This window comes from Flagellimonas profundi (assembly GCF_017313275.1).
GTDB classification, from domain to species: domain Bacteria; phylum Bacteroidota; class Bacteroidia; order Flavobacteriales; family Flavobacteriaceae; genus Flagellimonas; species Flagellimonas profundi.
The window spans coordinates 87,622-101,387 of the sequence record NZ_JAFLNM010000005.1 but is presented as its reverse complement, the minus strand read 5'-3'; the positions used below and the strand labels follow the sequence as shown (position 1 = coordinate 101,387).

The window sequence follows — 13,766 nt, the reverse complement described above, 5'->3', positions numbered from 1 at the left end:
GGGACCTTATTTGGAGCTTATTCCCAGCCCAACATCAAGTATTTGATCTTGGCATCGTCAGGAATTTGTACAGCCTCGATATCAGCAGTTGAAAAACGTAAATTTTCTGGCAGTTCCTCCTTATCAATAGTGAAATAGAGATTGCTGCCTTTTGGGAAAACAACAATACTGTTCAAGGTGGTCACAATTTTTTTGATGTCGTATTTGCTCTGGATATCCTTAAAGGTACTTCGAAGCCCAATACCTTTTTCCGTAACATATCGGGCATCCATAATCCTGATATTCTCAATAGTGGGTATACTGTCGGAATTTGAGGTAAGTGTTAAAAGATGTTTGCCTCCTTTTTCAAAAATCTCAATTTTTTTAGGGGAAAGCCCAAGACTGATTTGGGCGGTGTCTCCCACAACCGAATCTTTTGCAAAAGTGGATTCCATCTCTTTCACCTTGGTAGACTGGGTCAATGGTCCAACACTGGTTTCAGTAATCAGAAATGTAGTGTCTTTTTGGCAAGAATGGAGTAATACAATCCCAAAAACGAGGGCAATAATTCTACTTGTCTTTTTCATATAATTTATCGGATGACTTTTTTTAATACGCCCAAAACCCCTCTTATAAATGTGGCACTGGTCAAAACTTTGACCACGGGGTTCATGCGGGTACTTCTTCGGCTCGATGACCGACGGCTTGTTGATTTTTCTTCTTTCCTTTCTTTCTCTGCCTCTTTTTCAGCTTTTTCTATTTTTTCCGACAAGATTTCATAGGCGCTTTCGCGGTCTATTTCCTCATTGTATTTTTTGATCAATTTGGATTTGTCCAACACCTCTTTGATTTCGGAATCGCTTAAAATATCCATCCGGCTCATGGGGGCTCGCATCATAGTGGCTGCTAAAGGAGTGGGGCGTCCTTTTTCGTCCAAGGCGGACACCAAAGCTTCCCCGGTTCCCAATGAAGTGAGTACTTCAGCGGTATCGTAAAAATCGGAAATCGGATAGTTCTGGGCGGTAAGCTTAATTGCTTTTCTATCCTTGGCGGTAAAAGCACGGAGTGCATGCTGTATTTTTAGTCCCAATTGTGCCAAAACATCGTCCGGCACATCGGTTGGGTTTTGGGTCACAAAATAAAGACCGATTCCTTTGGAGCGAATCAGTTTTACAATACTTTCAATCTGATCCAAAAGTGCTTTGCTGGCATTGTCAAAAATCAGGTGTGCCTCGTCAATGAACAGGACCAACTCCGGCCTATCGCTATCGCCTTGCTCCGGAAAGGTAGAATAAATCTCGGCCAAAAGGCTCAGCATAAATGTTGAAAACAGTTTTGGGCGATCTTGGATATCGGTCAAACGGATAATGTTCACATAACCACGTCCATTTTCGTCAATTCTAACCAAATCATCCACATCAAAGGATTTTTCGCCAAAGAAAAGGTCGGCCCCCTGCTGTTCCAGTTCAATGATTTTTCTTAAAATGGTCCCAGTAGAGCTCGTTGAAATGCGGCCATAGTCTTTTTGGAACTCCTCTTTTCCTTCGCCAGTGGCATATTGCAGCACCTTTTTAAAGTCCTTAAGGTCTAACAAGGGTAATTTATTGTCATCACAGTATTTAAAAACCACGGCCACGATGCCTTCTTGGGTAACGCTCAGGTCTAAAATTCTTGACAGTAGCACTGGGCCAAACTCGGATACGGTGGCACGTAAGCGCACCCCACTCTGTTCCGAAAGAGATAAAATTTCAACGGGAAAACCTTTGGGTTCGAACGGGAGTCCGATTTTTTCTTGACGCTCATCAATTTTGGGATGTCCCGGGCTAGGCTGGGCAATACCGCTCAGGTCCCCTTTTAGGTCCATGAGCAATACCGGGATACCTTTGTCGGATAGGTTTTCTGCCAATACCTGTAGGGTCTTGGTTTTTCCCGTACCCGTGGCACCGGCTATAAGTCCATGGCGGTTCATCGTTTTCAGAGGGACTTTTATGTAGGCATTGGTCATGGTTTCACCATCCAACATTCCTGCACCCACAGTAATGTAATCGCCTTTCATGGCGTACCCTTGTTCTATATGCTCAAAGAATTTTTCTTTGTTGCCCATCGCGTTCAATTTGCGATAAAAATAGGGTAATTTTAAGCAAAACTAAAAACGAGATTATGAAACCTTTTCAGTATGCACTGTTGTCCATTTTGATGAGTGGGGTCATGGCCACTTCCTATGCGCAAGAAAGTACGGAGATTATTTTCCACAAATCGCACGAACCAAAAAAGCAAAACGCTCCTTTTAGTGATGTGGTAGAAGCGGACAATATGTACTTTTTGGCCGGCCAAATAGGGATGGACCATACCACCCGAACTCTTGTTAAAGGAGGAATTAAAGCTGAAACGGAGCAAGCCATACATAATATTGAAGACGTGCTGGCCCAACATGGTATGACCTTGGACAACGTGGTGAAATGCACTGTGATTTTGGCTGATATTGACGAATTTTCGGCCTTTAATGAAGTCTACACCCAATATTTCACCAAAAAACCGGCTCGGACCACATTTGCAGCTAAGGGACTTGCCGCAAACAGCAACATAGAGATTGATGTTATTGCTGTAAAATAGGTGAAACGATAGAAGTGGACTATCTTTGCACCATGGTAGAAGAAAATGTAATGGATTTGGTGGAAAAGGGCTTGATGCTGCCCCTTATGGAAGAATTTTATACCATTCAGGGGGAAGGTTACCACAAAGGAACCGCTGCTTATTTTATAAGGGTCGGTGGTTGCGATGTGGGCTGCCATTGGTGTGATGTAAAAGAAAGTTGGAATGCGGAAACGCATCCCCCAACGGCTATTGATAGTATTGTGGCCAATGCTGAAAAATATTCGGATACCATTGTGATTACGGGAGGTGAACCACTTACTTGGGACATGGGACCTTTGACCCAAGCCCTAAAGGAAAAAGGCATGACAATTCATATTGAAACCTCTGGCGCTTACCCTTTAACGGGGGTTTGGGATTGGATTTGCCTTTCGCCCAAAAAGAATAAACTTCCTGTTGAAGATATTTATGGGAAGGCCCACGAACTTAAAGTGATTGTTTACAATAAGCACGATTTTATTTTTGCCGAGGAGCAAGCGGCCAAAGTCAATGATGATTGTATCCTTTATTTACAACCGGAATGGAGCGTGCGCGACAAAATGGTGCCACAAATAGTGGATTATGTAATGAAACATCCCAAATGGAAGGTTTCCCTGCAGACCCATAAGTATTTGAATATTCCTTAATCCAAATAGATTAACGCCCCCCGTATTTTTGAAGATCTAACAAGCACTCACTATCAAAGTCTGGAATAGAAGCTAGACCCTTTGAGGCATTTTTTTCCATCTGCTTTAAAAGGGAGGCTCCAAACTGCAATTCGGCCCGCATTAGACAACCATCCACATTGCAATGGTTTTCAGCATCAACATCCTCATGATCGTTTACCGATTCCGTGGATAAATTGACCAATCCGAACAAATGTCCAAACTCATGAAATAATGTAGCGGTTTCAACATCGGAAATGGTAACGGTCTCGCTACTGTTTGCCATCTCCTCCACAGTAGATTCATAGATTACCATAGAAGTATTGCGATATACCGCTCCCAAGGTGACGAGTCCTTCGTCGTCTTTGTCGGTGTCGGCGGGAGCATCTGCGAAATAAATATAGACCGCCAACGTATTGTCGTTGTTGTACTGGGTCCTGTTCTCTGATTCTAGGTCAACAACCTCTTCCAATGTAAGAGTTTCTTCCGAAGGGGTAGACAGGGAAGTATACTTGAATTCGATAGTTTGCTTATACGTTCTTTCGAGTAAAAAATCCTCAAAGTTGGCAATGGCCTCAAAAGTGGGCTCAAAACCAGCAACATAGGCAATCTCGATTACCAGCTTATCAAAATTCTCGTTGGATAAGAGGTCTCTAGCCGATGCACCCGTTGATAGGAGATTTCCAGCTTTAAGGTTTGCTTCGGAATTGGATGAAGAAGTAACTTCCGAATCTTTGGAGCACCCTAAAAGCAGTCCAAAACTTAGAAGAGTGTAAAGAGCAATTTTTTTCATAGCAAGTGAATATGTACTACAACGTTTTATATCGGAATCTATTATTTCTTTAACGTAAGCTTTGCTAAATAGTCGTAATGATCTCCCGAAATTACAAGCTCACAATTGAATCCATTGGATTCGCAGGCATTCTGCAAGGTATTGAAATCTATATAAACCCAATAAAATGGTTTGTTTTTTTTGCCTTTGTATTCCATGGTAAAGGCCACTTCACCATAATAAGCTTCATTGTTTGGAATCCAATATCCACCATCTTCATCTTGTTCAAACATATAGATGATATCACTGGAATCCAACAAAATTTGTCCATAAGGCCGTAATAATGAGGCCAAATGCTGTAAAAAATGACTTAAGTTGTTCAGCTTTCCGGCCAACCCAATACCATTCATGAGCAAAAGTAGGGTGTCGTACTTTTCTCCCGAATAGTTCATGATATTGCTGAGCACCGTGGATTTTAGACCTCTCTGCTTGCACACGGCAATGGCACCTTCAGAATTGTCCAAAGCCGTTACCTCCAGTCCTTTCTTTTGTAGATAAAGGGCATGGCTACCTGCGCCAGCACCAATATCCAACACTTTACCATACGCCAACTGAAGTGCTTTCTGTTCAATTTTGGGCATCTCATCAAATGTCCGGAACAAATAGGGAATGGGAATCACATCTTCTTCATCCAAAGATGAGTAGGTTTTTATGTCTTCTGTATACTCCCCATTTTGATAATCGCGCAGGGCCATTCCAAAAACATCTGCCATAGCCAGAGTTTGTTTTTGCAAAGGTGGGACTTTAATTGCTTGGAAAGGTTTAAAATGGATAAGTTTGTGCACTATGGATGAAATACTCAGGGATTTACCACAAAAGGCCAGGGAGAAGCATTCCGAGAACAAAAAATTCTTCACCAAGCTGAAAAAGCGGCCGCCAAAGGACTTGGATTATACGATGCAGGAATTGCATGAGGCCGAGTTTGAACGAACCGATTGCCTAAGCTGTGCCAATTGTTGTAAAACCACGGGACCATTGTTCACCAATGCCGATATTGAGCGGATTGCCAAACATTTTAGGATGAAGCCCTCACAATTTATTGATGAGTTTTTAAAGGTGGATGAGGAGAACGATTATGTGTTGCAAAGCGTTCCCTGTACTTTTTTGGGAGCTGAAAATTACTGTTCCATTTACGATGTTCGGCCCAAAGCGTGCCGGGAGTTTCCGCACACCGACCGAAAAAAGTTTCAACAGATAGCGAACCTTACCATGAAAAACGTTGCGATTTGTCCTGCTGCATTCAATATTGTAGAAGAGATGAAAAAAAACATCAAATTTTAATGATTTGTTATATTTGAAGGGATGGAACAGATTATTTCATATTTCGAGACTATCCCTTCATGGCACCGTAGCCTAATTTTGGTGGGGGGAATCACTTTTTTCTGGATTTTGGAAGGGATGGTGCCCCTGTTCAATGTACCCTATAAGAAATGGCGGCACTCCGTTCCCAACTTCTTTTTTACACTGACTACCATTATTGTGAATTTTCCGCTCGCGTTTTTGTTGCTAAAATCGTCGGATTGGGCTGTTGAGAATCAATTCGGGATTATTAACTGGCTGCCAGAAATGCCGTTATGGCTTTACGTGGTTCTTGGCGTAATGCTCTTGGATTTGATAGGGGCTTATGCGGCGCATTGGGTAGAGCACAAGGTAAAACCATTGTGGATGGTTCATTTAGTGCACCATTCCGATCATAATGTGGACACGACTACGGCCAATCGTCATCATCCTTTGGAAAGTTTGATCAGGTATGCATTTACGTTGGCGGGTGTTGTTATTGTTGGAGCGCCCATCGGCATCATTATGTTGTACCAAAGTTTGTCCGTCGTGTTCTCACAATTCAATCACGCCAACATTCGCTTGCCCAAAAAAGTGGACAATGCCATCAGCTGGTTCATTGTAAGTCCCGATATGCACAAAGTACACCATCATTATCAATTGCCTTATACCGATTCCAACTATGGAAATATTTTCTCTATTTGGGACAGATTGTTCGGCACATACATGTCCATGGATCCTAAAAATATTGTGTATGGGGTAGATACCTTTCCCGACGAAAAGGAAAACAGCAGCATCAAAGGCTTGCTGAAACAACCTTTTCATAAATATCGAAGACCTACAACCCAGGGGTAAAATTTCTTCGGATATGTGGTGCAAAAGCATTAATTGAGAAACGACTGAAGAATCGCTTCTTCGAGAGAAAGGAAAAACCTAAAGTCCAAAAAACGAAAGATTCTTCGCTACACTCAGAATGACAAAGAGCAATGTTCGGACTTTATAAAATTTGTATCCATCACATCCCCTGTCATTCCGTGCCTGACACAGAATCCATAAAAGTGGGGTCTTGAAACGAGTTGAGGTTGGTGAGATTCTTCACGCTGCTCAGAATGACAAAGTTAAATGTTCGGTTTTTCTGAAATTTACATCCATCACATCCCCTGTCATTGTGTGCCTGACACGGAATCCATAAAAGTGGGGTCCTGAAACGAATTCAGGTCGGTGAGATTCTTCGCGATGCTCAGAATGACAAAGAGCAATGTTCAGTTTTTCTAAAATTTATATCCATCATATCCCCTGTCATTCTGTGCCTTACACGGAATCCATAAAAGTTAGATCCTGAAACGAGTTCAGGGTGACGAGATTCTCCGTTCTGCTCAGAATGACAAAGAAAGAATGTTCAGATCAATTCGTGGAATTCGTGTCAAGCTATGTATCAATTGTAAATTAAATACTTCTGCCTGATTTTTTTGAAGCTTTCCAGATCATTTTGCCAAGTTGCCTTGATTTCTTCGTTCGATAAACCTTCCTCAATCTGTTTTTGAAGTAGGGGAGTACCCGCATGTTTGGTGAATCCGCTGGTTAAAAAGAATTTGGACTTGTCCAAAGTATTATTGTAAGCATCAATGATCCATTCCATGGTTACTTCGTTCATTCTTGGAGTTTTGGACAAGTCTCGGCCATAGCAGATTTTGCCCTCTTCTTTTGGGTATTTGGAACCGAAGTTGGGCTCGGGAACATAACTGAAATCATAGGTGGTGCTATCCATAAAAGAGGCACCGTACCGTTGAAACTGGAATTCGGTGCCGCGGCCGGCATTTACATTGGTGCCCTCGAATAATCCGAGACTTGGGTAAAGTGTAATCGATGTATCATTGGGCAGATTGGGTGAAGGTCGAATAGGCAGGTGATATTCTGAATCGTGGGTGTAGTTCTCCAGTTCAATTACGGTTAAATCAGCTTTATTTCCATTTTCCAGCCATCCTTCACCGTTCAACATTTGGGCGTATTCGCCGATGGTCATCCCATACACTAAGGGAATCGTGTTCATTCCCAAATAGCTTGTATGTTCTTTCATCATGGTGGGTCCGTCCACATAATGTCCATTGGGATTGGGTCTGTCCAAAACCATTATAGGCGTATTGTTTTCGGCGCAGGCCTCCATCACCAATTGTAAGGAAGCAATAAAGGTGTAAAACCTGACCCCAACATCTTGAATGTCAAAAACAACCACATCCAAGCCGCTCAGTTGCTCTTGGGATGGTTTTCGGTTTTTACCGTAGAGTGAAATAATGGGCAGCCCTGTTTGGGTATCCACCCCATCTTTTACGTGTTCCCCTGCATCTGCCTTACCTCGAAAACCGTGTTCAGGAGCAAAAACCTTTTTTATATCCACACCCAGGGAGAGCAAAGAATCCACCAAATGAGTGTGGCCTTTTCCTTTAAAAATGACACTTGTTGGGTTGGCCACTATACCCACCTTTTTACCTTGAAGTAAAGGAAGGTAAACCTCGGTTCGGTTGGCTGCCACTTTTATGGGTGCGAACACTTCGGTTTTGGCATCTGAAGCGGAAATGATTTCTTTTTGTTGTCCCTTGCATGCGGAAAACACCAAAAACAACAATAAAACTGTACTTTTGAATCTAGATAAAATGGGCATTCGTTGAATTTAGAATTATTTATTGCCAAACGCCTTGTTACAGGGAAGGAACATAAAATTAGTATTTCCGCCCCGATAATAAAAATTGCCATTGCCGCTATCGCCATTGGGGTGGTAATGATGCTCATTGCCATTGCCACAGGTATTGGCCTAAAAAATAAGATACGCGAAAAGGTCGCAGCCTTTAACGGCCATATTCAAATTTCCAGTTTCGATAACAATAACTCCGAGGTTTCCCTGATGCCGATTATCCTTGATCAGGATTTTTATCCTGAATTCAAAGATGTGGAAGGTATAAGACACGTTCAGGCGGTAGCCACCAAAGGTGGAATTATCCGAACAGCCGATACGTTTGAGGGGATGTTGGCCAAGGGAGTGGGAACCGATTACGATTGGAGCACTTTTGAAGAGTATCTGGTCGATGGGAGGATACCCGATTATAGTGGAGACCTCAATGAGGAAGTGCTCATATCCAGTTTAATGGCCAATAGGTTGCAGTTAAAAGTCGGCGATAGTTTTTTTTCCTTTTTTCTTCGTGATGGTGATGCGTCCAAGCCACCGAACAATCGTAGGTTCGAAATAGTTGGTATTTATGACAGCGGTTTTGAGGAGTTTGATGAAACCTACGTGTTTGTGGATATTCGCCATATCCAATTGATGAACAGATGGGAGGAAAATCAAATTGGAAACTTCGAGGTTTTTATAGATGACTTTGACCAATTGGAAGAGAAGAGTAATGAGATATACAATAAAACGCTCTCCAACTTGGATACGCAGAACATCAAGAGTAAATACTTCCGCATTTTTGAATGGATCGGTCTTTTTGATTTTAATATCGCCCTGATCATAGGTATCATGATCATTGTAGGAGGCATTAATATGATAACCGCTTTGCTGGTCCTTATTTTGGAGCGGACCCAAATGATCGGGATTTTAAAAGCGTTGGGATCTGCCAACTGGAGCATCCGAAAAGTATTTTTGTACAATGCGGCTTATTTGATCGCCATCGGACTTTTTTGGGGTAACTTGATTGGTTTGGGGCTTATCTTTCTTCAGAATAAGTACCGAATGTTCAAATTCCCAAACCCCGAGGAATACTATATCGACTACATTCCCGTGCATATGGACTTGCAAACCGTCTTACTATTGAATATAGGGGTGATGTTGCTTTGTTTGTTGATGCTTTTGATTCCATCATACATCATCACTAAAATCACGCCCGTAAAAGCCATTCAGTTCGAGTAGAAGATATGCTGTTGAGTGGGCTTTATCAATCTAAATTGATAACTTGTCGAGCAAAATAACCCACCATGAAAATTAAATTTTATCCAACTTTATTTGCGTTAGTTGTAACCGTTTCTTTATCAGCACAAAAACTTTCCAGGGCTGAAAAAAAGATTGTTTCCACCATTGAAAAAAACAATGCTGAAGCCATTGACTTTCTTGAAAAAGTGGTCAATATCAACAGCGGAACCCTTAATGCGGAAGGCGTGAAAAAAGTAGGGATGGTATTTAAGGATGCCTTTGATGATATCGGTTTTGAAACTACTTGGATAGAAATGCCGGCCGATATGAACCGTTCTGGTCACTTATTTGCGGAAACCTCGGGTTCAAAGGGAAAAAAGCTGTTGCTTATTGGACATTTGGACACTGTTTTTGAAGAGGACAGTCCTTTCCAGACTTTTGAAATGGTGAACGATAGCATTGCCCACGCCCCAGGGGGCAACGATATGAAAGGTGGAGATGTAATTGTGCTATATGCCTTAAAAGCACTTTCCGATAACGGTTTGTTGGATGATGCACAGATCATTGTGGCATTTACTGGGGACGAAGAGAGCACAGGCGACCCTTTGTCCATTAGTAGAAAAGATTTGATAGATGCAGCCAAGCGAAGCGATGTTGCCCTTGGTTTTGAAACTTCCACGGGTTTTAATTATGCCACAGTGGCTAGGAGAGGTGCTTCAGGTTGGACCGTGGAAGTGGAAGGGAAACGAGCCCATTCCTCTGGAATTTTTAGCGAAGGTACAGGTGCCGGGGCCATATTCGAAATGTCCCGAATCCTTCATCAATTTTATACAGATGTCAAGGGCGAAGACCTGTTGACCTTTAACCCAGGTGTTTTACTTGGTGGAACTTTTGTCAATTACGATGAATTGACCAGTAAGGGTGATGCCTTTGGAAAAACCAATGTAGTTGCCCAAAAGGCCATAGTAAAAGGCGGACTCAGATTTATATCCGAGGAACAGAAAGAACGTGCCAGGGCAAAAATGAGGGAAATCGTGGCGAACAACTTGCCTAAAACTTCAGCATCCGTAAGTTTTACCGATAGTTATCCGGCTATGCAACCAACTGATGGCAACCTTGAATTATTGAGCACATTGAACAAGGTTAGTCTGGATTTGAAGCAGGGAGAAGTGTTGGCCTATGACCCAGGAAGAAGGGGTGCTGCCGATGTTTCCTTTGTGGCCAAATATGTGGATGGGTTGGACGGATTGGGTACCATGGGTTCCAATGCCCACACCCCACAAGAGACCGTTAACCTAAATACGATTGAAGCGTTGACCAAGCGTACTGCCATTTTGATCTACCGATTAATAAACACAAAATAATGGTGAAACTTAAAAGAAATAACACCACAGTGAAGATTGATGCTGGAGAGTTGGTGGGTTATGAAGTAAACGGATACCAGTTCATACATCAAAAGGGAAGTCCGGGATGGAGCAGTGCCGATACTGAAATGTTTCCCATAATAGGGCCGGTCAACGAGGCTGATTTTCGTGTAAAAACACCCAAAGGCGAAGCGGTCCAAGACCAACATGGACATCTACGCCAAATGGATTATATATTGGAACATCAAACAGATACTTCTGCTGTCTTCGCCAAGGAATATGAATCGGGAAGCGAGGTTTCCAATTCAAAATTTCCTGAAAAATCAACGGAAGAGGCATTGTCTTGGCCCTACGATTTTAGGTTTGAGAAATCCTTTTTGTTGAAGGATGATAGTCTTGAGGTTCATTTTAAAATTTCAGGAGAAGAAGGGATGCCCTTTATGTTGGGGTATCATCCTGCATTTAAACTGCATTCAAAATCACCGGTAATTTTGGCAAAGGGCAAAGAGATTTCACTGGATGAGGTGTTGGCCGTTGGGAGTCGAGCATTGCAGGTGGCCGATTGTACCTCCATCACACTAAAGGACGAGAAGGAAATCACCATCGAGACCGAAGGTTTTGGAAATTTTATGTGTTGGACAGAGGTGAGGAACATGGTATGTATAGAACCCATTTCGTTTTATCCCTATGCCGTTGAGCAAGTCAATCTTCACCAAGGATTTCAAATGTTGAAGGATTCCGCCCAGTTTAAGGTCGTTCTAAAACCTGGAGCTTAGTCCTTAAGAAGCAGGAATTTGGTTTTTGTTGTGCTTCAAAAAATAGTGGGTAAGGATACTTTCTGTTTCCAAAGTATGTTTCTGCGGGCTGATGAAGGCCTCAATATCTTCAATGGAGGATACTTCAATGTTCGTATCGATAAAACCAAAGCCTTTGTAAATGCCATCTGCAATTAAAATAACCGCGCTTTCGTTTTCGTTCCTGCCCTTTTCTTTAATAATACGTACTTCAGAGGACAGTATTTTCATATGTGCTATCGCTTCCTCGACTTTCTGGTTGTATTCTTTTGGGGACTCTTCGCCTCTGCAAATTCCTTCGCAGGTATTAATTTCATGATGGGAGCAAGCTGAATTGGTCTGCTGCAGATGGCAATATTTGGGGCAAAGTGAAAAACCTTTGCATACTTCTTCCAGATATGCTCGGCATTCGGTTTGATTATGGAACACTTTCAAGGGACTTGGAACCCCTTTAATGGTGTTGTAAGCCAAGTGTGTAATTCCATTTCGGTCCTCATAGGCAAAAATAGCGTACTGTCTGCCTTGTCTTTTTTGCGCACGGTTATAGGGTGGAAAAAGCCGTTTTATTTCCGCGGATTCCATCAAGAGTGCCACTAATTCGCTGCCGGCCAGCTTAAAGTCGATATTAGCCGTCTCCCCGCACATTTGAATTTCCTTGCGGCTTTTGTCGTAAAAGTGTCCCAGCACCCTTTTTTTAAGGTTAATGGCCTTTCCCACATAAATGATTTCCCCATTCTGATTCATAAAATAATAGATGCCCGGTTTTTGGGGGATTTTATCAAAAACAGCTTTGGGCAAATGTGGTGGAAGGGTCGCTTCCTGACTTCGGGCGTTCAAGAATTTTTTGAATACCATTTTGGATTCGGGTTTTCCCAAAAGTTTTTCGAACAAAAGCACCGTAGCATGTGCATCTCCGCGAGCACGGTGGCGATCTACCAAGGGAATGTCCACAGCGGAACACAATTTTCCCAAGCTGTAGGAACGGAGTCCCGGTATCAACTTTCGAGATAGACGGACCGTACAGAGTTTTTTTCTGGTAAAATCAATACCTATTTGTCGGAACTCTTCTTTGATCACACCATAGTCAAAATTAACAGAGTGGGCCACAAAAATGCATCCCTCGGTAATATGCAGGATGTTTTGGGCAACCTCTTGGAAAGTAGGTGCGTTTTGCACCATCTGATCATCGATTCCCGTAAGGCCGGTTATAAAATAGGGAATGGGACTTTCCGGATTGACCAATGAGGTAAATTCGTCCACAATTTGTCCGTCATCATATTTAAAAATGGAAATCTCGGTAATCCTGTTGCCTTTGATTCCGTTTCCTGTGGTTTCTATGTCAATAATAGTGTACAAACTCGTAGCGCTGAATAAAGATTGAAATTATGGATAAAGTTTTCAGCATCCAAGGGGTAATAGTTTTCCCTTTAAAATTGATTGCGGTATTGGGTTGGTGTGCAATGTTTGAACGTCTTGAACTTGCGGTTAAAATTGGCAATATTGTTGAATCCGCATTGTTCCGCAATTGCGGCAATGGACAGTTCAGGGTTTTTGATGAGAATTTTACAGGCATTTTCAATCCGTATTTCAATCAAAAACTGAAAGAAAGTTTTATTGGTCCGCTTTTTAAAATATCTGCAGAATGCATTTTTACTCATATTGGCCCTTTCCGCTATCTCATCCAATGTAATCGGCTCCGCATATCGCTCCATGGCATATTCGTACACCTGGCTCATTCGCTTACCCTCGTCATCGGTAAACGATTTTCGATAAACAAAGGAGGAAAGGGGGGTGGTTTTCGACTTGTTGATTTGATTGATGATCATCAACAACGATGCGATTTGTTCCACTTTGTTTTGATGTGATAGCGCATTGAACAAGGGAATGATTTTGCTTTTCCGAGAAAGGATACGCATCCCAAATACCGATTTCTTAAAGAAATTTTGGGTTGATGATAGGTCCGTAAGCTGAAAAAAATCCTTACCAAAGGAATCTTCATCAAAAAACAGGGTGTGCATCAAAGATTCCTCCTTGATCCGGGTGTCGCTGCGAAATACGTGAGGGATATAACTCCCGATCACTAAAACGTCACCGGCCTTATATTCATTTATACTGTCGCCCACAATAAGGGAGCCAGCTCCTTTTTCCACATAGCTGATCTGAATTTCCCCGTGCTGGTGCAATTGGTCATAAAACACCTGTTCCCTGTCAATTTGATAGACAAGTGCCTCGTTCTTGGGTTTGGGTATTTTAAAGGGGAGGACTTTCATTGATGAGCTTAAATTATTTCAAAAAATTATTTTACAGCTAAAATAGGGT

General features: G+C 42.2%; 14 protein-coding genes. 7 read left to right on the top strand and 7 right to left on the bottom strand.

Annotation, left to right across the window (positions count from 1 at the left end):
* Positions 1 to 17: 17 nt before the first annotated feature.
* Together J0654_RS16900 and J0654_RS16895 are read right to left on the bottom strand one after the other, a co-directional pair.
* The gene (locus J0654_RS16900) at positions 18 to 566 is read right to left on the bottom strand and encodes a hypothetical protein (RefSeq protein ID WP_207030303.1); all 549 of its coding nucleotides are present in this window, start codon (positions 564 to 566) and stop codon (positions 18 to 20) included.
* A 5-nt stretch (positions 567 to 571) separates the two neighbouring features.
* Complete coding sequence (locus J0654_RS16895; RefSeq protein ID WP_207030302.1) at positions 572 to 2,083, bottom strand: helicase HerA-like domain-containing protein; 1,512 nt, start codon at positions 2,081 to 2,083, stop codon at positions 572 to 574.
* A 56-nt stretch (positions 2,084 to 2,139) separates the two neighbouring features.
* Between J0654_RS16895 and J0654_RS16890 the strand changes: the two genes are divergently transcribed.
* Positions 2,140 to 2,592, top strand: a complete 453-nt coding sequence (locus J0654_RS16890; RefSeq protein ID WP_207030301.1) for a RidA family protein — start codon at positions 2,140 to 2,142, stop codon at positions 2,590 to 2,592.
* 32 nt (positions 2,593 to 2,624) lie between these two features.
* Positions 2,625 to 3,257 carry a 7-carboxy-7-deazaguanine synthase QueE gene (locus J0654_RS16885; protein WP_207030300.1) on the top strand — a complete coding sequence of 211 codons (633 nt, stop codon included), beginning with the start codon at positions 2,625 to 2,627 and terminating at the stop codon, positions 3,255 to 3,257.
* Between the two features lie 10 nt (positions 3,258 to 3,267).
* Here the strand turns inward: J0654_RS16885 and J0654_RS16880 are convergent, their stop codons facing one another.
* Both J0654_RS16880 and J0654_RS16875 read right to left on the bottom strand, forming a co-directional pair.
* On the bottom strand, positions 3,268 to 4,068 hold the full coding sequence (locus tag J0654_RS16880) for a hypothetical protein (protein ID WP_207030299.1): 801 nt from the start codon (positions 4,066 to 4,068) through the stop codon (positions 3,268 to 3,270).
* Between the two features lie 41 nt (positions 4,069 to 4,109).
* Positions 4,110 to 4,820, bottom strand: coding sequence for a class I SAM-dependent methyltransferase (locus J0654_RS16875; RefSeq protein WP_207030298.1), 711 nt, complete (start codon positions 4,818 to 4,820; stop codon positions 4,110 to 4,112).
* 73 nt (positions 4,821 to 4,893) lie between these two features.
* Here J0654_RS16875 and J0654_RS16870 point away from each other — a divergent pair, with 73 nt between their 5' ends.
* Positions 4,894 to 5,388, top strand: a complete 495-nt coding sequence (locus J0654_RS16870; RefSeq protein ID WP_207030297.1) for a YkgJ family cysteine cluster protein — start codon at positions 4,894 to 4,896, stop codon at positions 5,386 to 5,388.
* A 21-nt stretch (positions 5,389 to 5,409) separates the two neighbouring features.
* Entirely contained in the window at positions 5,410 to 6,240 is an 831-nt protein-coding gene (locus tag J0654_RS16865) for a sterol desaturase family protein (protein ID WP_207030296.1), read from the top strand.
* A gap of 580 nt (positions 6,241 to 6,820) precedes the next feature.
* On the opposite strand, the gene J0654_RS16860 is transcribed toward J0654_RS16865, so the two are convergent.
* Positions 6,821 to 8,044 carry an exo-beta-N-acetylmuramidase NamZ family protein gene (locus J0654_RS16860; protein ID WP_207030295.1) on the bottom strand — a complete coding sequence of 408 codons (1,224 nt, stop codon included), beginning with the start codon at positions 8,042 to 8,044 and terminating at the stop codon, positions 6,821 to 6,823.
* Between the two features lie 3 nt (positions 8,045 to 8,047).
* Here J0654_RS16860 and J0654_RS16855 point away from each other — a divergent pair, with 3 nt between their 5' ends.
* The 3 genes from J0654_RS16855 (at position 8,048) to J0654_RS16845 (ending at position 11,429) form a co-directional block, all read left to right on the top strand.
* Positions 8,048 to 9,289, top strand: a complete 1,242-nt coding sequence (locus tag J0654_RS16855) for an ABC transporter permease (RefSeq protein ID WP_207030294.1) — start codon at positions 8,048 to 8,050, stop codon at positions 9,287 to 9,289.
* A gap of 65 nt (positions 9,290 to 9,354) precedes the next feature.
* Positions 9,355 to 10,653, top strand: coding sequence for a M20/M25/M40 family metallo-hydrolase (locus tag J0654_RS16850; protein WP_207030293.1), 1,299 nt, complete (start codon positions 9,355 to 9,357; stop codon positions 10,651 to 10,653).
* Positions 10,653 to 11,429 (top strand): aldose epimerase family protein, encoded by a 777-nt coding sequence (locus tag J0654_RS16845; RefSeq protein ID WP_207030292.1) that lies wholly within the window; start codon positions 10,653 to 10,655, stop codon positions 11,427 to 11,429. The genes J0654_RS16850 and J0654_RS16845 overlap by 1 nt, the downstream gene beginning before the upstream one ends.
* Before the next feature lie 3 nt (positions 11,430 to 11,432).
* Here J0654_RS16845 and J0654_RS16840 read toward each other — a convergent pair whose 3' ends face one another.
* Together J0654_RS16840 and J0654_RS16835 are read right to left on the bottom strand one after the other, a co-directional pair.
* Entirely contained in the window at positions 11,433 to 12,803 is a 1,371-nt protein-coding gene (locus J0654_RS16840; RefSeq protein WP_207030291.1) for an exonuclease domain-containing protein, read from the bottom strand.
* 71 nt (positions 12,804 to 12,874) lie between these two features.
* On the bottom strand, positions 12,875 to 13,717 hold the full coding sequence (locus J0654_RS16835; RefSeq protein ID WP_207030290.1) for an AraC family transcriptional regulator: 843 nt from the start codon (positions 13,715 to 13,717) through the stop codon (positions 12,875 to 12,877).
* Between the last annotated feature and the right edge of the window lie 49 nt (positions 13,718 to 13,766).